The 22,559-nt window shown below is 60.5% G+C and carries 16 protein-coding genes and 1 pseudogene; 3 read left to right on the top strand and 14 right to left on the bottom strand.

Features of this window, described 5'->3' with window-relative positions; translation table 11 throughout:
• Positions 1-27 precede the first annotated feature (27 nt).
• The 4 genes from HMPREF2710_RS02360 to HMPREF2710_RS02375 all read right to left on the bottom strand — a co-directional run bounded on the left by HMPREF2710_RS02360 (position 28) and on the right by HMPREF2710_RS02375 (position 4,550).
• Positions 28-1,833 (bottom strand): ATP-binding cassette domain-containing protein, encoded by a 1,806-nt coding sequence (locus tag HMPREF2710_RS02360; RefSeq protein WP_070599316.1) that lies wholly within the window; start codon positions 1,831-1,833, stop codon positions 28-30.
• Between the two features lie 608 nt (positions 1,834-2,441).
• Positions 2,442-3,254, bottom strand: coding sequence for an NUDIX hydrolase (locus tag HMPREF2710_RS02365; protein ID WP_070505485.1), 813 nt, complete (start codon positions 3,252-3,254; stop codon positions 2,442-2,444).
• Between the two features lie 261 nt (positions 3,255-3,515).
• The gene (locus HMPREF2710_RS02370; RefSeq protein WP_049333773.1) at positions 3,516-3,836 is read right to left on the bottom strand and encodes a putative quinol monooxygenase; all 321 of its coding nucleotides are present in this window, start codon (positions 3,834-3,836) and stop codon (positions 3,516-3,518) included.
• 135 nt (positions 3,837-3,971) lie between these two features.
• Entirely contained in the window at positions 3,972-4,550 is a 579-nt protein-coding gene (locus HMPREF2710_RS02375) for a TetR family transcriptional regulator (RefSeq protein WP_070599318.1), read from the bottom strand.
• A 177-nt stretch (positions 4,551-4,727) separates the two neighbouring features.
• On the opposite strand from HMPREF2710_RS02375, the gene HMPREF2710_RS02380 reads away from it, so the two are divergent.
• Both HMPREF2710_RS02380 and HMPREF2710_RS02385 read left to right on the top strand, forming a co-directional pair.
• Positions 4,728-6,293 carry an MFS transporter gene (locus HMPREF2710_RS02380; RefSeq protein ID WP_049338178.1) on the top strand — a complete coding sequence of 522 codons (1,566 nt, stop codon included), beginning with the start codon at positions 4,728-4,730 and terminating at the stop codon, positions 6,291-6,293.
• A gap of 267 nt (positions 6,294-6,560) precedes the next feature.
• A complete protein-coding gene (locus HMPREF2710_RS02385; RefSeq protein ID WP_070599320.1) occupies positions 6,561-7,883 on the top strand; it encodes an NADH dehydrogenase in 1,323 nt (440 codons plus the stop codon).
• A gap of 557 nt (positions 7,884-8,440) precedes the next feature.
• On the opposite strand, the gene HMPREF2710_RS02390 is transcribed toward HMPREF2710_RS02385, so the two are convergent.
• The 6 genes from HMPREF2710_RS02390 to HMPREF2710_RS02415 form a co-directional block, all read right to left on the bottom strand.
• Positions 8,441-9,511: an alcohol dehydrogenase catalytic domain-containing protein gene (locus tag HMPREF2710_RS02390; protein WP_070541959.1), complete on the bottom strand. Its 1,071-nt coding sequence runs from the start codon at positions 9,509-9,511 to the stop codon at positions 8,441-8,443.
• A 284-nt stretch (positions 9,512-9,795) separates the two neighbouring features.
• Positions 9,796-10,650 (bottom strand): anchored repeat-type ABC transporter permease subunit, encoded by an 855-nt coding sequence (locus HMPREF2710_RS02395; protein ID WP_049341975.1) that lies wholly within the window; start codon positions 10,648-10,650, stop codon positions 9,796-9,798.
• Positions 10,647-11,531 (bottom strand): metal ABC transporter ATP-binding protein, encoded by an 885-nt coding sequence (locus HMPREF2710_RS02400; protein WP_049341976.1) that lies wholly within the window; start codon positions 11,529-11,531, stop codon positions 10,647-10,649. Before HMPREF2710_RS02400 ends, HMPREF2710_RS02395 begins: the two co-directional genes overlap by 4 nt.
• Positions 11,528-12,616 (bottom strand): choice-of-anchor M domain-containing protein, encoded by a 1,089-nt coding sequence (locus HMPREF2710_RS02405; RefSeq protein ID WP_070599322.1) that lies wholly within the window; start codon positions 12,614-12,616, stop codon positions 11,528-11,530. Before HMPREF2710_RS02405 ends, HMPREF2710_RS02400 begins: the two co-directional genes overlap by 4 nt.
• A 94-nt stretch (positions 12,617-12,710) precedes the next feature.
• Entirely contained in the window at positions 12,711-14,456 is a 1,746-nt protein-coding gene (locus tag HMPREF2710_RS02410; RefSeq protein ID WP_070599323.1) for an anchored repeat ABC transporter, substrate-binding protein, read from the bottom strand.
• The gene (locus HMPREF2710_RS02415; RefSeq protein ID WP_070599325.1) at positions 14,443-16,779 is read right to left on the bottom strand and encodes a TIGR03773 family transporter-associated surface protein; all 2,337 of its coding nucleotides are present in this window, start codon (positions 16,777-16,779) and stop codon (positions 14,443-14,445) included. Before HMPREF2710_RS02415 ends, HMPREF2710_RS02410 begins: the two co-directional genes overlap by 14 nt.
• 290 nt (positions 16,780-17,069) lie before the next feature.
• On the opposite strand from HMPREF2710_RS02415, the gene HMPREF2710_RS02420 reads away from it, so the two are divergent.
• Positions 17,070-20,084, top strand: a complete 3,015-nt coding sequence (locus tag HMPREF2710_RS02420) for a choice-of-anchor M domain-containing protein (protein WP_070599327.1) — start codon at positions 17,070-17,072, stop codon at positions 20,082-20,084.
• Between the two features lie 96 nt (positions 20,085-20,180).
• Here HMPREF2710_RS02420 and HMPREF2710_RS02425 read toward each other — a convergent pair whose 3' ends face one another.
• The 4 genes and pseudogenes from HMPREF2710_RS02425 to HMPREF2710_RS09480 all read right to left on the bottom strand — a co-directional run.
• On the bottom strand, positions 20,181-20,558 hold the full coding sequence (locus HMPREF2710_RS02425) for a hypothetical protein (protein WP_049352846.1): 378 nt from the start codon (positions 20,556-20,558) through the stop codon (positions 20,181-20,183).
• Between the two features lie 209 nt (positions 20,559-20,767).
• Positions 20,768-21,640: a hypothetical protein gene (locus tag HMPREF2710_RS02430; RefSeq protein WP_070599329.1), complete on the bottom strand. Its 873-nt coding sequence runs from the start codon at positions 21,638-21,640 to the stop codon at positions 20,768-20,770.
• Positions 21,641-21,656: 16 nt separating this feature from the next.
• Complete coding sequence (locus HMPREF2710_RS09330) at positions 21,657-22,094, bottom strand: hypothetical protein (RefSeq protein ID WP_141746594.1); 438 nt, start codon at positions 22,092-22,094, stop codon at positions 21,657-21,659.
• Positions 22,095-22,355: 261 nt separating this feature from the next.
• Positions 22,356-22,559, bottom strand: a pseudogene (locus HMPREF2710_RS09480) (hypothetical protein); the annotation flags it as partial.

A 22,559-nucleotide genomic window follows, 5' to 3' on the forward strand; every position in this document is an offset into this window, starting at 1 on the left:
GGTTGCCGACCCGCGGCGCTGACCGGACTAGAGCGCGAGCGTGCGGTCAATGCGGATGCGGCGGCAGAAATCCTCATCATGGCTCACCACGATGAGCGCACCGGTGTAGGCTTCGAGTGCCTGCACCAACCAATCCACCGAAGAAATATCGAGGTTGTTCGTCGGCTCATCCAGCATGAGTAGCTGCGGTACCGGATCAGCCAGAAGCACCTGCGCCACCGCTGCGCGGAAACGCTCACCGCCGGAGAGCTCACCGGTCTTATGGTGCACGCTCTCGCGACGGAAAAGTAACCGCGCCAGCTGATCACGAAGGTGCTGTTCGCTCACCCCGGGGTTTGCCCGCTGCACGCTCTGCAGGAGAGTCAGCTGTGGATCCAAGCTAATGCGCTGCGGAATATACGCCCCCTCGATGCAATAGTCGACGCGATAGGCGGGCTGTACGGGGGAGAGGTAGTCCGCCTCGCCGGCGTGGGCAATTGCCTCAAGGAGGGTGGTTTTGCCACTACCGTTTGCACCGGTGATGCGCAGGTGCTCGGGGCCGCTGAGAATCAGGTGCTCGGGGTGCTCTGCTGGGGTTCCCTGTTGGCTCTCGCTATCAGCCTCTGCGGGCGAAAAATGCAGAGAATCAACCTTGGTGGGTTGCTGAACGGCAAATGTTTCACGTGAAACTGGGTGGCTATCAACCCTGCTCAGCTCCAGCACCTTACGTCCCGCGGGCAGGGGCTGCTGGCTCAGCTCTGCATAGATTTTCTCCTGTGCCCGCACCTGCTCCTGAGCCTTCTGATACGCCTCCTGAGCCTGCTCCTGCTTGCCGATGCGCAGACCGCGAAGCTTCACCGCCGCCTGCCGTGAGGCGTCCTTGGCGAGGGCAAGAATCGTATCCGGCTGGTCATCTTTCCACACCTGCGCCATGTTCTTCGAGATAATCTCCTGCGCATGCACCCACTCACGGTGCGCAGAACGCACCCGGTTCTTCGCCTCGGTGACGCGACGCTGAGCCGCCTGCTGCTCGGTGTCCAGCGCCTGCCGGTAGGTGCTGTAGTTACCCTCGAAAAGGCGCAGATGCGCCACCCCCTGGCGGTCGGCGTGAAGCTCGGCAATCACGTTTACGCGCTCCAGTAGATCGCGGTCGTGGCTGATAATGAGCGCCGGGCAGGGCAGCGCCTCCAGTGCCGTGAAGAGCTGGGCTTTCGCCGCGGAGTCAAGGTTGTTCGTCGGCTCATCGAGCAGAATGAACTCGGGATCGGAAACCATGAGTGAGGCAAGCGCGGCAATGACCGCCTCACCACCGGAGAAGCTGCGCATACTGCGAGCAAAGAGTGCGCGAACCGCCTGCGGGTTGTCGCGATCAATCAGCGCCGCCGGGGTGAAGCCGTAGGTCGCAAGAGCCGCCAGGGTTCGCTCCTCAACGTCCCAGTTATCCCCGATGGTTTCGTAGAGTTCGGGGGAGTATTCGCCGGATTCCACTGCTTGCAGTGCCCGCAGAATCTCGGAGATTCCGCAGAGCTCGGCTAGGGTCTGCTCCCGATCCAGACCCATATCCTGAGGTAGATACGCCATGTGTTCCGGTGCCGCCAAAGAACCGGAATCCGGGGTCAAATCACCCAAAATCAATCTCATGAGGGTTGTTTTTCCGCAACCATTGTCACCGATGAGCCCGGTCAGAGGTGCCGAAAACACCGCTGAAAGGTCCGCAAAAAGCGGAGGCTGGCTCGGGTGCGCAAAGTGTAGGTGGGCGATGCTAACGTGCGCCGCCGCATGGGCGTGTGAACGGGCATCGCGGGAAGAAGCGGAACGGGGAAAGGTCGCCTGCGGCTGAAGTGCGTGTGTCATACGAGCTCCTTGAATCATAGACGCGAGTCATGGATGCTCGGGTGCCCTCAAGCTCCGGCGGTGGTGCGTTGTGGCAGTGTGTCGGCGGTTTTGCTACCTGCGCTGAGTGCGCGGCGGTAAGAGGCTCGCCCCGAAAAAGGGCGCGAAAAAACCCGAGCGTAACGGTGGATATACCTGTGCCCGGGTGTATGCGCGCTGACAGAAATACGCAGGATAAAGCGACTATACGGCTGTGCCTATAAAGCTGCTGCGTGAGCGCGCGAAAAAAATTCTGTGAGGTCCGGGCTTATGCTCGGTGGGTCATTTCTTTGATGCCTCCTAGATTCCGAATACCACCCCGGTCGTGCCTTGGGTGGCTTCGGTCAATCGATATGTTCAGTCCCTTAGGCTACCCCCACACGGTGGGGTAGCGCGGATAGAGAGCTGATGGCTTAAGCATAGAAACTGTGTGGGTGCTGAGTCAAACACCCTCCCGTAAAACCGCCTGACAAGTGCCGATACCCCCTAGAGAACGCAAAAAGAGGGGCGACACCGCACGGTGCCGCCCCTCCTTTTAGGCATTAGATCTTAGGCATTAAATCTGCGCGCGTACAACACGCGAAACGCTATTACGCCTCGTGGCGCTCGCGGTACATACCCAGCGGGCCCGCATCCGCGTACGCCTGAGCGTCGTTGTAACGGTACAGGCGCGGCGGGCGGTGACGGGTGCCCTCCACGCGGCGGCCGGTGTCAATAATCGACTTCGACGCCGCAATCTGGCGGCGGAAGTTCGCCGGATCCAGGGTGCGACCCAGAATCGCCTCGTACACCTCACGCAGCTGCGCCAGGGTGAACTCCTCACCCAAGAAAGAGTGTGCAATACGCGAGTACTCGACCTTGTTCTGCAGGCGGTAGAGTGCGTACTCAATGATTTCGTTGTGGTCGAAGGCGAGCTCGGGCAGTTCATCCACCGGGAACCAGCGGATGTTCTCGTGCACGCGAGTGTTCGCGACCTCGGTGGCGGGAATCGACGCCCAGTACACCACGGAAACCACGCGCTCATGATCAGTACCGGGTGCCGGTTCGGGCTCGCCCACAACGCGGGCGGCGCGCGCCTCGGGGGTGCGCAGAACGTCGCCGAATGCGTAGAGCTGCTCCAGGTAGCCGGGCTGCAGGTTGGTTGCGCGCTTCAGGGTCGAAGCGGCTGCCTCTTCGAGGGAAAGATTCGGGTTGAGCGGACCGCCAGGAAGCGCCCACTGGCCCTTATAAGGCTCGCGGAGGCGGCGAACCAGCGGCAGCCACAGGGTCGGGTGGGTTTCGTTTTCCTTGGGGCGCAGTGCCAGAATAACGGTCGAGACGGCGAGGGATACAGAGGTGTGGTCCACGTCGTTGTGCTCTTCGACGGCGACTGCGCCGGGAAGAGGCTGGGATGCGATGCTCATTCAGACCTCCTGTGCGAATGGGTATCGATAGGTGTGCATACTCTACCCATTTTAAGGGGTTAATAGGGTAAAAATGCACGCAAGGCACCCGCTGAGTCGAAAACCGGTACCATCCGCGTCGTGTCAAGGGGAAAAGTTCAGGTACCGGACACACCAAAGCGCCTCTCCTGCCTGTCCAATAGGACAGAGAGGAGAGGCGCTCCAGCGTCTACTTATGCAACGTCTAACTATGCAGTTTTAGGTGCATATCAGGGGTGCAGACTAGTCAATCTGCAGCTCGCCCATTGCTTCCCAGTCGTCGCCGTCGATCAGGCGAGAAATAATCTTCGGGGTTGCAGTCAGCAGCGGACGCATGTCCTTCATAGCCTGCTGGAAGTGGTCAGAGTTCACGTGCGGGCCAGCTGCGTCGTCGTTGAAAGCCTCGAGCAGAACGAACTCGTTCGGGTCCTCAACGCTGCGGGACCACTCGAAGAACTTGTTGCCTTCCTCGGCGCGGGTTGCCTCGGTGAAAGCGCGGGTCTTCTCAATCCACTGGTCAGCGTATTCGGGCTTGACGGGGAACTTTACAGCAATGAAAATCATCGGAACTCCTTGATTGAAGAGTAGATACGTACCCTTCCAGTTTAAGCCCCGGGTGCTCGCCGGCGCTAAAGAATACGGTCTGAGGCGGCGGTTTTAGCTTGTGGCTTTAACCGCTGTATCGAGTGGATTCTTGTTCTAGCGTGCTGCCGCCTTGAGTACCTGCAGTGCACGTTCGAGCGCCGCACGGTCTGCCGCGATGGCTGCAGCCCTCTGCGGGCTGGCGGAGTCGCCTCCGAACGCCGCGTTGTAGTACATGCCATCACCCAGAAGCAGCACGGCGCGGGCAATCTGCTCGTCACCCAGCTCAGCGAGGACGAGTGCATGCCATCCCTCCTGCACGCGGCTCATGGTCTGCTGGGCGAGCTCATTATTGTTCTGCGCCAGGCGGCTGAGGGCAATGAGGGCACGGTCGAACGGGGTGTTATCCGGCGTGGAGGAATTGATGTAGTAGGCGCTTGCCCCCTCGGGTGCCTGCTCCATTGCCGCGAAGTCCTCTTCAGCCAGGGTGAGGGTGCGTTCTGCGAGCGCTTCAAGGAGCGCCTTCTTGGATGAGAAGTGGTAGAGTAGCCCGCCCTTGGAAACCTTGGCGGGGGTGGCGACGGCGTTGAGGGTTGCGGCGCGTTCTCCCGAGCGAATCAGCAGGTCGACGTAGGTGTCGAGGATGTGTTCGCGGGAGTTGTTGGCGCGCTGTTTGCGGTGGTTGGGGGTGGTCATGGGTACCAGTCTAACCGCTTGAAACTATACCGTCCAGTTGGTATAGTTAATCTTCGTTTATGGCCCCGTCCGGACCCCTAAAACCTCACTAAAAGACCTAGCCCAAAAGACAGGCCGAGCTGATGCCGCCGCGTCCGCCGCATCAGCCGACACCTTATAGACGCACGAAAACAACCCATGACGAATCACAATCCGCACACCACGGCTCTGCCCATTCACGCCCCCGACCAGAAGACCAAGCGCTGGGCGGCACTCGGTGTGCTCATGCTCCCGGTGCTCCTGGTCTCCATCGACAACACAGTGCTTGCCTTCGCGGTGCCCGCAATCGCTAAGGCGCTGAGCCCCTCCTCCGCGGAGCAGCTGTGGATCGTTGACTCCTACTCCCTGGTGCTCTCCGCCCTGCTCGTGCCCATGGGCGCTATCGGTGACCGCATCGGTCGCCGCAAGCTGCTGCTCATCGGCTCGACCGGCTTCGCGGCAATCTCTGCGCTCGCGGCATTCGCGCCCTCCGCGCTGATGCTCGTGGTTGCCCGCGCCCTGCTCGGTATTTTTGGCGCCATGCTCATGCCGGCAACCCTGTCGATTATTCGCAATATCTTTGTGGATGCGACCGAGCGCCGCATCGCTATTGCCGTGTGGGCTTCGGGCTTCTCGGCGGGTGCGGCGCTGGGCCCGATTGTGGGTGGTTTCCTGCTGGAGCACTTCGACTGGGGTTCGGTGTTCCTGCTCGCTGTGCCGATTCTGATTCCTCTGCTGATTCTCGCCCCGATTATGGTTCCCGAGTCGAAGGACCCGAACCCCAGCCCGGTGGATCCGCTGAGCATCCTGCTGATTATGACCGGCATGACCGGCATTACCTTCGGTCTGACTCACACCTCCGAAACCGGGTTCGATGCGGTGGCTATCAGCACCATCCTTGCCGGCCTGTGCTTCATTGTCCTGTTCGTGCTGCGTCAGCTCAACCGCGAGAAGAACGATATTCAGCCCATGCTGGATGTGCGCCTCTTCCGCAACACCGTGTTCACCGGCGCGATTACCGCAAACCTCATCTCCATGATGGTGGACGTTGGCTTCATCTACTTCGCCTCCCAGCACCTGCAGTTGGTCTCCGGTCTGCCGCCCATGTACGCCGGTATGCTGCTGATTCCCGGTACCCTGGCGATCATTATCGCCGGTCTGGTGATTGCGCGCGTGGCGGTGCACTTCCACCCGGCGCAGGTGGTGTCTTTCGGTCTGGCGCTCCACGCTGCCGCGTTCGCGGTGCTCGCCTTCCTGGGTGCGCACAACGACTTGGTGATTATCCTGATCTTCATTGTGCTCGGTACCGGCATCGGTATTGCGCAGACCATTTCGAACGACCTGATGCTCTCCAGCGTGCCGCCGCGTAAGGCTGGTGCGGCATCCGCGATCTCGGAGACCTCCTACGAGACAGGTACGGTGCTCGGCACCGTCATCATTGGTGGCATGCTCACCGCCGTCTACCGCGCAAATGTGGTTGTACCCGACGGCCTGGATGAGACTCTCGCCGACCACGCCCACGAAACCCTCGGCGGTGCCGTGACGGTCGCAAGCCAGGTGGGTGGCGAGCAGGCGAACCAGCTGCTCTCCTCCGCATTCGCTGCCTTCGACTCCGGCGTGGTGCTGAGCTCCGCATTCAGCGCCGTGCTCATGGGTGTTATGGCCGTCATTAGCTACTTCATGATCCGCAAGGCACCGCGCGAAATGAAGCCCGCTGACCACTAATTCCGCGCACTAACTCTGCGCGCTAACCCAGCGAGCGCACTAATTCGGAACACATAAGCCCCGCCTCCTGACGCTACCGCAGCATCGGGAGGCGGGGCTATTTTTACGCACCCACCTGCGCATTTAAAGGTTCAGCACAGGTGCCGGTGGTACGGTAAACACAGTGGGCTCGCGCCCGCAAAGGACGCCCCAAAAAGACATCCTGAAAAGACGCGCTGAAAAGACCGAGGAACCAGCGGCTCCACACAATCAAGGAGGAACGCCACCATGGGACTCAAAGACTGGATTGCACCCTTCATTACACTGCTCATCGGTGCCAGCACCATCTTCATCTCCTACAAGAACTACCAGGCGCAGGCGGCGGCAAAACCCTCCGAACTGGCGCGACTGGAACTGTGGAGCAAACTCCTCACCGAAGCCGGCTTGGACCTCAACGCCCTACCCGACCCCGAAAAGCTCACCTCCGACCAGCGCGTCGTCCTCGAAAACTACCGGGTCTTCCTCAAACGTGCCTCCCTCGAATCGAAGCTGCGTAAAGTCGGCATCGACAGCAACCGCGTGTTCAGCCTGCTCATGAAGCGTGCGCACTCCTCCGTGAAGCCCACGCCCATCCCCATTGGCGACTCGATTAGCTACTACCGCCTGATTCTACGTGCTCTGCTGTACATTTGGGTTCCGCTGGCCGTGATTTTCATCGGCGTGCCCATCATCGTGGTCACCATCGCCTACCTGATTGGCCTGTTCACGAACCACCGCGGCAATCTGTCTGACTTTGCACTCTCCCCGCTCGCCGTGGTGCTCCTGATTGTTGGTGCGGTCGCCGTCGGTGCCCTCGTGTACCTGCAGAACCGCATTATCTACGCGATTATCGCGAACAACGTGTACTTCTACTTCTGGGATATTTACGGCTCCAAGAAGGGCACCCGCGATTCGAAGCATGCCTACAGCGAGCGCCTGTCGGCTAAAACCTACGCCGACCAGCTGTTCTTGGGTCAGCAGGAGTTCGCCCAGCAGTTCCGCGAAAATATGTACATGGCGGGTATTCAGGAGATTGACGAGTACCCGCGTGTGCTCAGTGATAGCGTGATGCTACCGCGTAACTACCGGGTTGTTGAAACTACCGAGGGTGAGGACCGCATTGACCGGGCGGTGAACTGGGTGCGTTCCAAGATCGGTTTTGAGCGTCTGGAACCTCGCATCATCTACACGCTCGAACATAAGGACGCGCACAAGGATGAGCAGAAGGATGCACAGAAGGATTCTGCGCACGGTGAGCCGGTAGCTACTGAGCAGGGTGTTTCTGGGCAGCCCGTAGAGACTCCGGCTCAGGATCAGCAGGAGGATGCGCAGAAGGCTCCGGAGGCACCCGCCTCGGAGGAGCCCATCGTTGCGGAGGTGCCCGTTGGCGCGCCTGCCGAGGATCCGGCTGATGCACCCACCGAGCCCGTCACCGGAGACGCCACCGAATCCTCTGCCGTATCTGGGGTATCTGCCGCATTCGGAGAGGATGATCCCACGGAGGTGTTCAACCCCATCACACAGAACGCCGCTATCGGCGAGAAGGCTGACGGTGAGAAGCCTAAAAACTAAATAGCCGCCCGGAACACAGAAAAACCCCGGAGCACAGAAAATCCCCGCAGTGCCGGAATCCGGGCATGAGAAAAGGGTCGCAGCCTACGAATCGCCATTGAATCGTAAGCGTGCGACCCTTTTCCTTTCCCTTCAAGGAGGAGCAGAATCGGAGGTACCGCCCGACCAAGAAGAGCCAAATGATGCGCCCCTCCACCAGTAGAGGTTGCCTGGCAGAAGAACCCGCAAGAGCGGGTCGGCAGAGCGCCCGGTGGAGGGTGCATCATGCTTGAGGAACCGCCCCTAAACCCACCAAAGAACGGGTTGCCCAAAGAACGGGTTGAGGGAACAGAAAACCCCGAGCTGACGCATCTCTTGAATTTTCAGACAATCTAGTCTCTTCAGAAAATAACTGCATCTCGGGGTAGGGGAGGACGATTCGCGCTCCGGGTGGGACCTACCCACTCCCACCCGGAGGCGAATCCTAGGGATGTTCGCAGTGTCATGAATACATCCCACCGAAATCCCTCACAAACGTTCGGGGTTTCAGTATGAGCGGTATATGAGCCTACCGCAGTCTATGCCGCAACCTCCGGGTCGCGGGAGATAACAACCTTCACCACGTTGTGCTCAGCAGCGTGGGTGAACAGGTCGTAGGCTTCCTCGAACTGGTCGAACGTGAAGCGGTGGGTTGCCATCGCCTTAGCGTTCAGGCGGCCGGAGCGGACCATGTTCAGCAGGTTACCGACGGTGTTGCAGTTGACCAGACCCATGTTGATGCGAACGTTCGAAATCCACATGGTGTTCAGGGGCAGCTCAACGGGCTTGCCGTGCACGCCGGCGTTCGCGATGTTGCCATAGGGGCGAACAATCTTGGTGCAGGTCTCGAAGGTCTGCGGAACGCCCACAGCCTCAATTGCCACATCCACGCCCAGGCCGTCGGGGGAGAGAGCCTTAATCTTCTCGATGAAGTCCGGGTCGCCCGCGTTGACCTTATCGGTTGCGCCCAGCTCCAGCGCCTTGTTCATGCGGTTGTCGTCGAAGTCGATGGTGATGACGCGGCCAGCACCGCAGAGGTTAGCGGTCATAATCGCGCCCAGACCCACGGGGCCTGCACCCACGACAGCGACGGTGTCACCGGGCTTGGTGTTGCCGTTCAGAATACCGATCTCGAAACCGGTGGGCAGAGCGTCGGTGAGGAAGAGGACGTCCTCATCGGTCAGACCCTCCGGAACCAGGTGGACCGAGGTCTCTGCGTAGGGAACACGCACGTACTCTGCTTGGGTGCCGTCAATCATGTAACCGAAAATCCAGCCGACACCACCAACGGTTTGGCAGTGCGAAGGCTGGTTCGCCTTACAGTAGGAGCACTTACCGCAGCTGGTCACGGCGGGGATGATGATGCGGTCGCCGACCTTCAGGTCAGTCACCGCGGAGCCAACCTCGGTAATGGTACCGACAGCCTCGTGGCCGAGGATGCGTCCGTGGTCCACCTCGGGGCAGTCACCCTTCAGGATGTGCAGGTCAGTACCGCAAATGGTGGTGGTGTCGACACGGGCGATAACGTCCGTGGGCTCAAGAATGGTGGGGTTCGGGACTTCCTCCCAGGCGCCCTTCTGGTCGGGGCCGTGGTATACATATGCCTTCATGATGACTCCTTCTTTGAAGCTCTAATGAGGGTGTAGTGACTGCTTTATCACTACATGTATCAACCCATAAGAAATATTTGATAGGTTGTATTTTCATTAAACCCGACGTGTTGAATTAAGCGCTTTTATTACGCGGAGTGTATCTTTTAGTTCTTTAAACATAAACATGATTCACTTTGGGTATTTAAGACCTGTAAAAAACGCACGAGGCGCACCCCCCAAACGGGGATACGCCTCGTGCGTTTAATCGAGGAAAGTTGGATTGAGTCGAGGTTGAGCTGAGTTTAATTCTTCAGCTGGGCACGCGCTCGCGAACGAACCGCCGTCACAGCCCAGACCAGCACGAAAGCCGCCACCATCGACAGCACAATCGTGCCACCGGTCGGCAGGTTAAACGCCCACGACAGGTACAGGCCAACAATCGAGCAGATACCGCCAAACACTGGCGAGAACACCATCATCGACCCCAGTCGGCGGCACGCCAGGCGGGCTGCCGACGCCGGAATCACCAGAAGCGCCAGCACCAGCACATTACCGAGCGTCTGCAGACCCAGCACCACAGAAATGGTCACCAGAACGTACAGCACAATATCCAGGGCAAGCACCGGCAGACCCATCGCGCGGGCACTCTCACGGTCCAGGCTGACCGTCACAATCTGCCGGTGGAACAGCCACAACACCAGCAGGATCACGGCACCCATGATCGCGGCGTTGGTAATGTCCTCATTCGAGACACCCACAATCGAGCCGAACAAGAAATCCTGCACCGACCCCGAATAGCCCGGCGCCAAGGAAATAATCACAATACCCAACGCAAAAGATGCGGCAAAGAAAATACCAATGACCGAATCCTCGCGCAGCCGCTGATTCTGGCTAAAAATAGCCACCAGAATAGCCGTCACCACGCCCGCGGTCAGGCCGCCCACCATCAGGTTGCCGCCCAACACGAACGCCACCGCCAGGCCCGGGAACACCGAGTGCGCCACCGCATCGCCAATGAAGACCATGCCGCGCATCAGCACGTGACAGCCCACCACGCCGGTGACCACCGACGCGAGCAGTACAGCCGCCAGGGCGCGCGGAAGGAACGCCAGGGACGGGTTGAACAGGTCGGCAAGAAAATCGATAGGAGTAATCAACGGGCACCCCCGGTAGAAGCAGAATCAGCGTGGGCGGGGGAGAGAGAAAGATCAGAAGTGCAGGAATCGGGTAGCTCGTGGCCGTACTCATCCAACGCACCACCGGCACAGGTGAAGCCCGTGCGGGCGTGACCCTGCGCCTCCTCAATATCGTGACCGTGCAACCACGTATGCAGCTGCTCCAGGCTAAAGGAGTCCGCCGGACCATCCAGGTGAATATTGCCGCGCACACCGCACAGACGCGAGCAGGACTCACGCGCCGCCAGCATGTCGTGCGTAGACATCAGAATCGTGATGCCCTCACCCGCCAATTCACGGTACAGGCGAGTCAGAGTGGTCTGAGTCGGCGCATCCACGCCCGTAAACGGCTCATCCAGCAGCAGCAGGGAGGGGTTCGCCGCCAAAGCGCGCGCCAAAAGAACCCTCTGACGCTGACCACCGGAAAGCTCCGCGATGGAAGCATCCTGCAGGTGCAGAACATCGGTGCGTTCCATCGCCGAAAAAACCTGAACCCAATCCTTCTTCGCCGGGCGGCGGAAGAACCCAATCTCACGCACGCGACCGGTCATCACCGTGTCCTTAACGGTCAGCGGAAAATCCCACTGGAACTGGTGCTTCTGCGGCACATAACCAATATGCGCACGCGCCACACGCGGCGATTCACCCAGCACCCGAACCTGACCGGACGCCGGGCGAATCAGACCCAAAATGGTGCGCAGCAGCGTGGTCTTACCGGCACCATTGGCACCAATCAGACCCGCAAACTCGCCGCGCTCCAGGGTCAGGGACAGATCCTTGAGGATGGAACGGCGCGCGTAGCCGGCGTACAGGTTTGAAATCTCTAGGACGGGTTCAGTACCCGCTGTTACCGACGCGCTCACGAACGGTCACCGCGCACTTCATCCAGCGCCTCACGCTGCGCGGAGGAACGGCGACGGAACGAAAGGAACGCGCCCACGGCAATCACAGCTGCCACGCCTGCGGCAATAGCACCCCAGGGGATAGTGAACTCTGCCTTGTAACCGCTCTGGTCACTCGCTGCGGCGGCAGAAGAAGAACCGGACGCCTGAGAAGCAGAGGTAGACGAAGCATCGGAGGAAGCAGAAGAAGCCGAGCCCGAGGAACCGCGCGCCTGCGCCTCCATCGCGTACAGGGCATCAGCGCTCGCAGAATCACCCACCGCAAACTTCAGGTAGCGAGTATCAGACACGGTCGAACCGTCAGACAGCTCAGCGCTCGCGGTGACCTTCAGCAGGTACTCGCCCGGGGCGGTGAACACCCAGTTCGCGTGGGTGTGAGTGTTCTTCTCAACCCACAGCTTCTGCGGCTCACTCTTGGTCGAGGACCACAGCACCTGCGGCGCCGAGAAGTTGCCGTTCTCCAGGTACAGGCTGAACGTGCCGGGGCCGCTCACCTGCTCCAGGGTCAGGTTCACGCCGCGGTTCAGCTTGGACACCAGCTGCGGATCCTGAGTGTTCCAACCCGGCCAGATCACGCCCTTAGTTTCGGTCTGCGGAATGACGTACACCTTAGAGCCGGCGGGCGCACCCACGAAGGAATAGCGCGGGTCGTTCGGCACCTCAAGGATCGCCTGGTCGCTACCGCGGTAGATGACCTCGTCCAGGCTGCGCCAGACGGGGGTTTCGCCGTGGTCGTCGTGGAGCATGAGCTCAAACTTGCCGTTGTTGAAACGAGGACCCATATCCACGTGACCGGCAGAAATTTCGGTGCGGCCGGATGCGACCGGTTGCTCCGCAGACAGGGTCTGGGTGAGGGCGCGCTCGCCGCGGCTGAGGTTGCTGTCGCTCGGCTGAGCCGAGGCGCTCTCGGTGGTTGCCTCAGCGGTTGCCGGGGTGGTCTCCGCGTGTGCCACGCCCAGGGGTGCGAGCATGAGGCTGGCGCCCAGAGCCAGGGCGGGCAGGGCGCGGCTACGTGAGGAGCGGGAGGTGGTGGTTGAGTTCATCATGAGGACTTCCTTGAATCATGACCTAGGTGGTGTGTGAAAGATTATCTATATGCTGATACGGCTATATGAGCTTGTGGGTAGCTTAAAAACCGGGTTACGAGGAGTTAGTATCGGAGCAGCTAGCGCCCGAAGAGTCGCTGCCGGAGCCGTTCCCAGAGCACAGCGCAATCGTGTGAGCATTCGCCAACATCATCTGCGCGTAGTGAGGAGCCTGCGCATCCAGGGTGTCCGAATAGAGCACCCCGGTACGCACCTGCGCCTCCCGAGCCAACTCCGTGAGAACCGGTGAACGCATCGCCGTGGACTTATCCAGATAAATCGCCGGAACCTTCAGATCCTCGACCGTGCGGCGCAGACGCTGACGCTGCTGAATACTCGGCTCGCCGCTCGCGCTAGCACTCACAAAACCGGCAATGTGCAACCCGTAGGTGCTCGCCAGGTAGCGGTAGCCGTCGTGCGTGGTGACCAGGTTGCGTGCCGCCTCCGGCAGGGCACCGTACACCTGACGCAGCTGAGCGTCCAGGGCGTCAAGCTCCTTCATCACCTGCTCGGTGCGGGTCGCGTACTCGCTCGCACCCGCCGGATCGGCGGAGGTGAGCGCGTCACGAATGACCTGCACGCTCGCCTTCGCATTCGGTACCGAATGCCAAATGTGCGGGTCGATTTCGCCGTGCACGTGCTTGCCCAGAACGGCCTGCGCGAGCAGGTACACCTGACCGCGGTGCTCCGAAGCACCCGAGCGCAGGAAACGGTAGCTACCGCCGGCGGGCACCTCCTGCAGGGTGCGGGAGGGGACCGCGACCACGGTACGGTTCAGTTCGTACTCTACGGCGCCCTGGGAGGAATCCGCGCGAAGCACGAGCCTGCCGTCACCGGTGCGTGCCGTAATATCGGCGTGACCTGCAGAAAGAACCTTGATGTCTGAGGCGGAAACGTTCTGTTCCTTCGCCAGACGGTCCACCAGCTGTTGCGGGTCACGACCGACCGCGCAGTACAGGGTGCCGCGCGAGGAACGCACCGACTCCGGCGCATTGACTGCGGTGGCACTCAGCTCAATGGCGTACTCGCCGGCATCGCTAAACGCCCACGACAGGTGCGTATGCGCCTGCAACGGAAGCTCCAGCGAACCCATATCGCCGGTGCGGACCGCGGTGTCCCCCTCACGGGTGAGGTTCACGCCGCGCGCATGCGAATCGCACAGCATCTCCACCGCGCCGAAGGTCTGCGTAATGAACGCCGCCAACTGCGCATTCGACGAATCGGTAGAGGTGCGCGCCCGCACGCTCTGCACCTCAAAGCGCATGCCTGCATCCGAAGAGTCGGCGGGGGCAGATTCGTTCTGCCCGCCCTCTTCAACACGCAAACCCAGCCAGATGGAGTCCAGGGAAGCATCCTCAACAATGGCTTCCAGCTTGCCGCCGTACTGCTCAATCTTCTCCGCAACCGCCACGGACACAACGCCGGCGGGCAGGTTCGCCTCAACCATTTTGCTGAGCTTACGCTGCTCCAGTAGCAGACCGTTCGTCAGGGCACAGCGGGCGTAGGCGACATCGCGGATATCGCGCAGGCTCGGCTCATATGAGTGCGGGTCAGCACCGGCAGGCACCAGAGAGTGCACGCTGGCGCGCTCCCCGGCAATCTGCTGAGCCAAGTCCGCCAGGATCGGGGTCGTGGCGACCACGCGCATCCGGTCGGAGGAGGCGTTCACGGTGCTGGCGCATCCGCTCAGCGCGAAGGCACCAGCCCCCACCCCCGCACCCACCGCAATGCGGGAGGCGAGGGTGAGGGCGGTACGCCGACTATAGGTGTGCGCGCCGGTATGCCCGCTATGCGGTGTCACCGCTGCGGCCCTTTCGGCGTGCCGAACGCAAAATCATGGCACCGAGTGCCAGCGCCAGAATGGAGGTGCTGACCATGAACGGGTCGATGACCACACCGGTGTTCGGTAGCTTGCCTGCCGCGGCTGCCTTCTGGGCGTTCGCGAGTTCCTGGCTGGTCAGGGCGCAATCCTCACCGGAGGCGGTCTTACCGACGATGCGCACCTTGGATCCGTCGGGCTTGGTAACGATGCCGGTGGCTTCGTCGACGGTGCCGTTGACGGGGTTCTTTGCGGTGCTCTTCTCGCTGCCGTTGTTGGCGCCGTTAGCGTTGTTAGCGTTGCCGCCGTCCTGCTTGGTTTCTGCCCCACCCTGTGCGTTGTTGCTTGCCGGGGCGTTATCGGGGTTGCCGACGGTGAAGTGCAGAACCGATTCGCTGCTGACCTGCTGGCCGTTCTTCAGGCGTGCAGTCCAGCCGATAGTCACGGTGTAGCGTCCCTCAGCGGTGAACACCCAGTTGCTGTGCTGGTGGGTGTTTGCGGGCACCTGGAAGGAGCCGCCGCTCCGCGAATCGAAGACCTGCTGACCGGCGGAACCGAAGTTACCGGAGAGGAAGGTGGACATCGTGCCGGGGCCCTCAAAACCGTTGAGGCTCATGGTGACGGGGCCGTCGAGCTGCTTGAGCAGTTCGGGGTCCTGGGTGCTCCAGCCGAGCCAGGGCACGCCCTGCTGCTGGGTTGCACCAATCATGTGCACGGGGGTGCCCGCCGGGGCGATGTTCTCCATGCCTGCGGGCAGGTTGATCTTCGCGGCGTCATTGAGTACGAACTCGAGGGCGCCGGGGGAGACGTGGCGGGCGGGGCTGGTACGGTCGTCCTTCACACTGCTGGTGAGGTTGCCGCCGTTGAGGATCGGGCCCACGTCGAAGTGGCCGTGGGTGACTTCTTCACGGCCGCTGTGCTCAGCGGTATTGACCACGGCGAGGGTGGGGATGCTGGTCGGTGCCTGGGCTGCCTGGTTGCTCTGCTTGTTGTCCTTTTGAGCGTCCTTGGAGTCCTTAGAGTCCTTGGCATCTTCGGCGGGAACCTCGGTGGCGATGCACTGCTGGTTCAGGCTACCGGGCAGACCGGAGGACAGCACACCGTTGCCGGTAATGCCGCCGCCGTTGCTGGGCGCGCTGATGTTCTGGGCGTTGGAGCCCTTCACACTGGATCCCTTCGCGCTGGTGGCATTGCCGTCCTTGTTTTTACCCTTGTCAGAGCCGTTATTGGTGTTGTCGGTGCCGCTGATGGCGGTTACACCGGATCCGCCCTGGGATGCCTGCTCACCATTCGCCGCCGCCTTTGCGCCGTTCGGGTCGGTCACCTGCGCGGCGTTCTGGCCGTTCACGGATCCATCCACGCGGCGAATACCGGTGGATGCGCTCGCCTCAGCAGAAGCACTCGCCTCAGCACTTGCGGAGGTAGATGCGCTGGGGCTGCTGGTGGCGCTCTCGGTAGCGGTGGCGCTCGCCTCGGGGGTAGTGGTTGCCTCGCTCGTGGCGTCCTTGGTTGCTTCCTTTGCGGCGTTCTGCGCGTTCAGGAGCTTGAAGCCGTCCTCAGCGTTAGTGCCCACGGCGATGGTGTAGGTCGCCTCGGAGCTGACCGGGGTGCCGTCGGCAAGGGTTGCGGTGGCGCGGAACGTCAGCTGGTAGATGCCGGCGCGGGTGAATGCCCAGCTGAGGTGCTCGTGGCCGCCAGAGGTGATGGTGTGCGGTGCGAGCTTGTCGTTGGTGCTGAAGACGCGCGGGTTGTCGCGACCGGATTCGGTGAAGACTTCGGCGCGGCCGCCTTCGGGTACGCTGCTACGCACGAGTTCAAGGTTGATGGTGTTGTCCTTGAGCGCGCCGGGGCGGATTCCTTCCGCGCCGAGGCCGGGGTAGAGCAGGCCGCGGGTGCGGGTGGAGGGAATGTAGAAGATGTCCTTGCCTTCGGGGGCAATGTAGTCGTAGCCTGCTACGACCTTGGTGTGTGCATCCTCGACGTCGGGCAGGTGGAAGACGGTGCGGGCGGGGTTGAATCGTCCCTGCTGGCCGGGGCCGGTGTCTGCGAGGGTGGCGAGGGTGAACTGGTTGCCGTCGAGGAATGCGTTGAGCATTTCGGTGTGTACGCCCGCGATGACGTAGTCACCTTCGTAGTTGACGTAGCTGCGCGACTCGGTACCTGCCTGGGCGCCAGCCTGGTTTTCCTGCGCCTGTGCGGCGGTGAAGGTGCCGACCTGGGGGAGGGCGAGGGGCGCCCCGAGTGCGAGGGTGCATCCGAGGGTGGTTGCGCTGAGTAGGCTCAGAGGTTTGGTGCGTCCTTGCATGGTGGCTCCTTGGATGACTGCTCGTTGGCTGGCGCGTTGCCCGGTGTGTTCGGGGCCCGTTGCTTTCGGGGCTTGCCCGGTGCTGGGTCCGGCGGCCTGTTGCCGGTTTCTCCCCTGCGTCCGGGGTGCGCTCTGCCGTGTTTTTCTCTTTGTGGATGTACGTGGTGTGCGTTTTTGGGCGCGCCTCGGCGCACACGTGTTTCTGAGAATCACTATACTCACTTAGGTTCTAAATGACAATTATTTGCAAAAGAGCTACCCTAGGAAATAGAAAAATGAGAAAGGTTGTCATGAACTCTCAGAAGCAGACCCAACGACGGGTCACCACACACACACCCGCACTCTTCATCCCCGGCGGCAAGCCCGCCCTCCGCCGCGCAGCCGCATTCCTCTCCGCCGCAGCGCTGCTCGCGCTCGCCGGCGCAGCCCCCTCCCTGCCCGCCGCAGCAGGTCCCGACGACGGCAAAATCGTCACCACCAAGGGCCACGTTGACGCCCCCAAGGCATACTGGGACGAGCAGAACGGCACCTTCGTCCTCATGAACGAGGCGAACCCCTACAAGACCGGCGCAGACACCTACGAACTGGACAAGACCGTTAACTGGGTCGGCAAGGGCTACAGCACCAGGGACGGCAAGTCGCAGTACACCATGACCCTGGGCGAATCGCCCTCCCTGGCGTTCCTCGGCGAACCCGGCCAGACCCTCTACATGGCACCGCACCTGACCTACGGCAACCAGGACCCCATCTGGGCTGGCCTGGGCGCATCCACGAAGGTGCCCACTGAGCGTTTCCGTGACGGCGTGTTCGCTACCGACATTCTCTCCGTTGAGGGCCCCGGCCGCATGGAGCTCTTCCGCTACAACCCGGATGACGCCCCTGCCGACGTGTACCGCATGCTTTCGAGCAGCTCGACCGGCTGGCACTCCTGGCTGCTCGACAAGGGTAGCCACACCCACAACACCACGACCTTCACCCGCCCGGGCCGCTACGTGGTCACCTACCGCACCGTGGCGCGCTCCACCGACGGCCGCATCATTAGCTCCAAGCCGTCGAAGCTGGTCTGGCAGGTTGGCGGCATGCAGCCCGTGCTCGGTGACGGCACCCCCACCGCCGTACCCACCGTCGACCGCTACAATGCGGCACCCGTCGGTGACCTGGACGCCGCAAAGTACGTACTGTCCGTGGCACCGCACCGCCTGGATGCCGACCCGGCTAAGAACAAGGATGCCGACGACAAGCTCAGCGACATCACCTTCACCGCCGCGAACAAGAACCTCAAGGGCACCCTGACCCTGTACAACAACGGCTACTTCCTGACCGACCTGCCGGTCGTGAACGGTACCGCCACCTGGTCTGAAATGCTCGGTAGCGAGGGTTCCCAGCTGCAGGCGGTCTTCACCCCCGACACCTCCGACGCGAACAGCGCGGAGGCGTCCCGCTGGATCTCGCACAAGCTCACCTACGAGCCCGGTAAGGCTGAGAGCGTGTACAGCGACGACGGTAACGGCTCCTGGCCCGAAGAAATCCCGGATCAGGCGAACACCGTACTCAGCACCCAGCAGTACACGCCGACCAGCATGGACTACGACGTGACCGTCACCCCGAACGGCAACGGTTTCAGCACCGTTGAGGTCCGCTTCAAGGACCCGAAGGTGCGCGGCTTCATGCGTGGCGGCTTCTACGCCCAGGATGACCCGGTCTACCCGTACCTCGACCTGGAAGGCTCCGTTGAGGATGGCGTGGCGCGTTTTACCTTCCGTGACGAGTCGTTCTACAAGGGCACGGCTCTGCGCGTGAAGATGCTGACCCACCCGGATATGAACGCTTCCGCCTCCACCACCGAGGTTGCGGCGAACTACGAGCCGGGCACCAAGTACACCGCGCACGGTGCGCTGGCTCCGGATAGTGCACCCATTAGCGATGCGCCGAAGCCTGCTCCGGTGGATCCGTCGCCGAGCGCTGAGCCTACCGTCGCGCCCTCTGCCGACCCTTCTGCTGAGCCGAGCGAGGCTCCCTCCGAGGCTCCGACCGCTGAGCCCAGCACCGTTCCGTCGGTGTCCCCCAGCGAGGTTCCGACCGTGCCTGCGGTGCCGACCGCCTCCGCAGAGCCGAGCGTACCTGCTCCGGCACCCTCCACTCCGGCACCGACGACTCCGGCGCCCGCGAACCCGACCCCGAGCGCACCTGCTCCGACTAGCCCGGCGCCGTCTGCGCAGCCGTCCACCCCCGGAACCCCCGGTAACCAGTGCGTGCCCGGCCAGATTGACGGTCGCACCAAGATCTCGCACGGCCACCTGGACATTCAGGCGACCCTGAAGGACCGCCAGCTGTCCGTGGGTCTGCGTGACGACAGCGGCATCATTGACGCTGATTCGACCGTGCGCCCGCTCGATTCGGTCGTGTGGACTGTCAGCGAGAACGCTCGCCGTGTTCGCACCGAACGTATGGCTGACGAGAAGCTGAACTTCATGGGCCCGGTCGGCACCGCCTTCTACGGCCTGCCGCAGACCCAGCAGAGCGGCCTGCCCTGGCCCGGCTACAACACGCAGGACATTGACTACTCGCAGCTGCGCGGCCCCGTGCGCCTGCACGTGGTGCCGAAGGTCATGCCTGAGGGTGCGCGCTTCGGCATGTTCACTGAGTCGCTGAATGGTGCGGATGTGCTGCTGGACTCGACGACCGGCAAGACCACGATCGACATTGATTACGCGACGCACGCACACGCGAACTGGGTGTTCTCTGAGCCCGGCCAGTACATGTTTGACGTGCACTATTCCGCGACTCTGGCTGATGGTACTGAGGTGAACAGCCCGGTGCAGCAACTTGCGGTTGCTGTGGGTAAGAAGGCGTCGGATGCGTGCTCGTTTGAGACTGCCGTGCCGAAGGACCCGAACGCGGCTGCGGACGACTTTAGTGGTGTGCGCCGTGTGGATTCGGCAACCCCGGGCGGTACCGCTGGTGCTAACCAGCCCGGCTCCGCGCAGTCTGGTGCCGCGCAGGGTGGTCAGTCCGGTCAGGCTGGTGCTTCTGGCGCTGCCGGTGATGTGAACGCGCAGGGCTCCTCTGACGGTTCGGCTGATGGTTCTGCTGGCGGCGTGTACCCGGGCGGTATTTCCGGTGGTGGCACTGGCGGCGGCTCTTTGGGTCAGTCTGGTGTGTCTGCTGCGTCGGGTGGCGTGAGCTCCCAGCAGGGCGGCCTGGCGCGTACTGGTTTTGGTGCGGTGTCTGTGGCTGTGGGTGGCGCACTGGTGCTTGGTGCCGGCACTGTGATGGTGCTGCGTTCTCGCCGCCGCGCCTCCTAGCGCTCGCCGCGTGAGGACACGCTGATACGGTGAAGCCCCCGCGGCTGAGAGGATGACTCTCGGCTGCGGGGGCTTTGTTTTTAATTTATGAGGTTGTTATTCTTTGATTTCTTCAAAGCGGGTCGTATCAAAATCTCGTTCCTTTTTAAGAGATGAGTTTGCGACGTGGAATAGGTATTTTTTGCCAGGTTTGACGGTCTCAACGTACTCGGGAATCTTGCGACCTTCCGGCGGCACAATCATCGTGAGAGTGCCGCATTCTTCTGTCTCAAAAACACCTTTGGGTCTAATATCATTCATGCCGCTTACTGTTCCGCCAATCTCTTTTGTATATGCCTTAGTTACGGTGCAGGTGGCGGTGATACCGTCACTGTCATCACGTGAGTATTTAGGGAAAACAAAGAACATGTACCAAAGAATGATGAACGAAATAATGAGTGCTATTCTCTGGCGGCGTTTGTAATTAATTTCCATCAGTTCCCCTACTATAACTCAGCAGAAAAAGGTAATTTTATTAAATATCCCATTTCTTTAAATTGATCTTATTAAAAAATTCCCTGCACTTCTTTTTTCTTATCTTGGTGCCGATTAATCTCGTACCTGATAATGATGTAGGGAACAGAGACAACGGAGAGCACTAAAACAATTCCCCAGAAAATACTAAAAATGGTATCTAACATGTTTTACTCCACCTCCTGAACGCTAGCATGAGAGGATAGATACTCGTCTTCGTTCTCGGGAATGGTGATACCCACGGTGACGTACCGCTTCACCAGCCACCCAGTTGTCACCACCGGTATCGTGAAGGCTAGCGCGGGTAGCCACTCTGAACGGTTCAGCGTGTTGATCATGTACACCAACGAGATACAGCAAGACATCCCCACCATACCGACGCACACGACACGCAGGGTCCGGTACCCCTCAGACCCCTCCTCAAAATGCGGGTGGTGCAGGTAGAAAAGACCATCGCGCACGAAGTATAGGAACCACGGGGTAAGGAGGAGCGTCAACGCCAGGGCAAGTGAATCATAGCTTGTAGCGGAGAGACTAATCAGGGGAACCACAAGGCACAGAACCGCAAAAATAGCCGCCGTCACAACACCCACACGGGTTGAGCGCCTATCCAGCTGTTCCATGCGTTGCAGGTCAGGGGCGCCGTCCTTGGGGTCGGTGCGTGTGACTAGGACAAGGACGATGGGCGACCCGGCAGCTATATACCAGGAGGCGAAGTTTGTTTCCGGGGTCCACGGAGTCGTGTCTCCCTGGAGTACACCGAAAGCCGTAAGAACCGTCAGTACAATCAAGCCCACTGCACCGAAGAAGAAAACGAAGATAAAGAAGTGGTGGAAAGGGCCACCGTTTGCTTTGCCTGCAATGCTTTCATCATGTGCCATGTCTAGAGCTAAGAGGGTCACAGGCCCCATAACGAAGAATATTGCGCCCCACGGCCAGTGTTCGACCATACCCAGCAATAAAGATGCGAGAGCCAAGAAAATAAAACTGAACCACATGAAGAGAAGCCTGGGGTCGGTGATGGCATTGATAAATGCGTTCATGCTATTTCCCTTTCAACTATTTGGATTCTGCCGCAGCGCGGTCGAGGATGCGCTGCAGGTGCTCCGGGATCTGTCGGTACTCCCCAGCCTCGGGGGAACCAATCTCATACGTGCGGGCATAACAGATGACCTTAATCAGAGCGTCCATGTCCTCGTAATCACCGAACTCTACGAAGAGCTCAGGGATGTACTTGGGTGGCCAAACGCCGTAGCGCTCACGGAAAAGAATCATATGGTAGATATAAGTTGCGTCAAAGAAGACGGGGCTGAAACCCAGGCGGTAGCGTCCCATCTGGCTACTGCTGATGAGTAGGTGTCCGCCTTTGCCGTTGACCTGCATGTGTATTTTGGTGATGCTGCTGTAGTCGAACTCGCGGGTTTTGAATCGCCAGTTCCGCCATTTCACGGAAGTTGCATTCTGCTGGATGTAGAAAGAGTGAACATGGATGGACATAAACCAGAAATGCATTCCAACTATGTTTGTAAATATGTAGGCTGGAATGTAGTCAACAAGGCTCTCTGCTCTGAAAAGTAGAGGACACAGAAGACAAACAACCACTGTACAAGCGTCCAAAATTAACACAGCCAGCAGCGGCTTTTTCTGCCGCTGTCCCAGAGGAATATAGCCTTTGGGGCGGTTGAGTCCTATGGAGCCGTTGGTGACGGTTTCGGCAAGGAATTTCCTGAGCATGGGGTGTCCTAGTGTGGTGGTTGGTTACATGTAGACGTCGGCGAGGCCGGTGACTTTCTCTTTTTCCCTGAAGTACGGGACTGTATCAGGGCCACTATCTAGAGCATCCACCCGAGCAATATCACTCGGATTATTCATATCAGGCCAGCGGTCATTATCAATCCTGAACCGCACAATCGCCATTAGACGATAATTCTTGTGAATAATCGGGCAGAAGGCGGCAATTAG

The organism is Rothia sp. HMSC069D01, from assembly GCF_001810135.1.
In the GTDB taxonomy this organism is placed as follows: Bacteria; Actinomycetota; Actinomycetes; order Actinomycetales; family Micrococcaceae; genus Rothia.

Bases quoted from the DNA above. Each gene is read 5' to 3' on its own strand.
- HMPREF2710_RS02360 (WP_070599316.1), bottom strand. From the start codon at position 1,833: ATGACACACGCACTTCAGCCGCAGGCGACCTTTCCCCGTTCCGCTTCT.
- HMPREF2710_RS02365 (WP_070505485.1), bottom strand. From the start codon at position 3,254: ATGAGCATCGCATCCCAGCCTCTTCCCGGCGCAGTCGCCGTCGAAGAG.
- HMPREF2710_RS02370 (WP_049333773.1), bottom strand. From the start codon at position 3,836: ATGATTTTCATTGCTGTAAAGTTCCCCGTCAAGCCCGAATACGCTGAC.
- HMPREF2710_RS02375 (WP_070599318.1), bottom strand. From the start codon at position 4,550: ATGACCACCCCCAACCACCGCAAACAGCGCGCCAACAACTCCCGCGAA.
- HMPREF2710_RS02380 (WP_049338178.1), top strand. From the start codon at position 4,728: ATGACGAATCACAATCCGCACACCACGGCTCTGCCCATTCACGCCCCC.
- HMPREF2710_RS02385 (WP_070599320.1), top strand. From the start codon at position 6,561: ATGGGACTCAAAGACTGGATTGCACCCTTCATTACACTGCTCATCGGT.
- HMPREF2710_RS02390 (WP_070541959.1), bottom strand. From the start codon at position 9,511: ATGAAGGCATATGTATACCACGGCCCCGACCAGAAGGGCGCCTGGGAG.
- HMPREF2710_RS02405 (WP_070599322.1), bottom strand. From the start codon at position 12,616: ATGATGAACTCAACCACCACCTCCCGCTCCTCACGTAGCCGCGCCCTG.
- HMPREF2710_RS02415 (WP_070599325.1), bottom strand. From the start codon at position 16,779: ATGCAAGGACGCACCAAACCTCTGAGCCTACTCAGCGCAACCACCCTC.
- HMPREF2710_RS02420 (WP_070599327.1), top strand. From the start codon at position 17,070: ATGAACTCTCAGAAGCAGACCCAACGACGGGTCACCACACACACACCC.
- HMPREF2710_RS02425 (WP_049352846.1), bottom strand. From the start codon at position 20,558: ATGGAAATTAATTACAAACGCCGCCAGAGAATAGCACTCATTATTTCG.
- HMPREF2710_RS02430 (WP_070599329.1), bottom strand. From the start codon at position 21,640: ATGAACGCATTTATCAATGCCATCACCGACCCCAGGCTTCTCTTCATG.
- HMPREF2710_RS09330 (WP_141746594.1), bottom strand. From the start codon at position 22,094: ATGTCCATCCATGTTCACTCTTTCTACATCCAGCAGAATGCAACTTCC.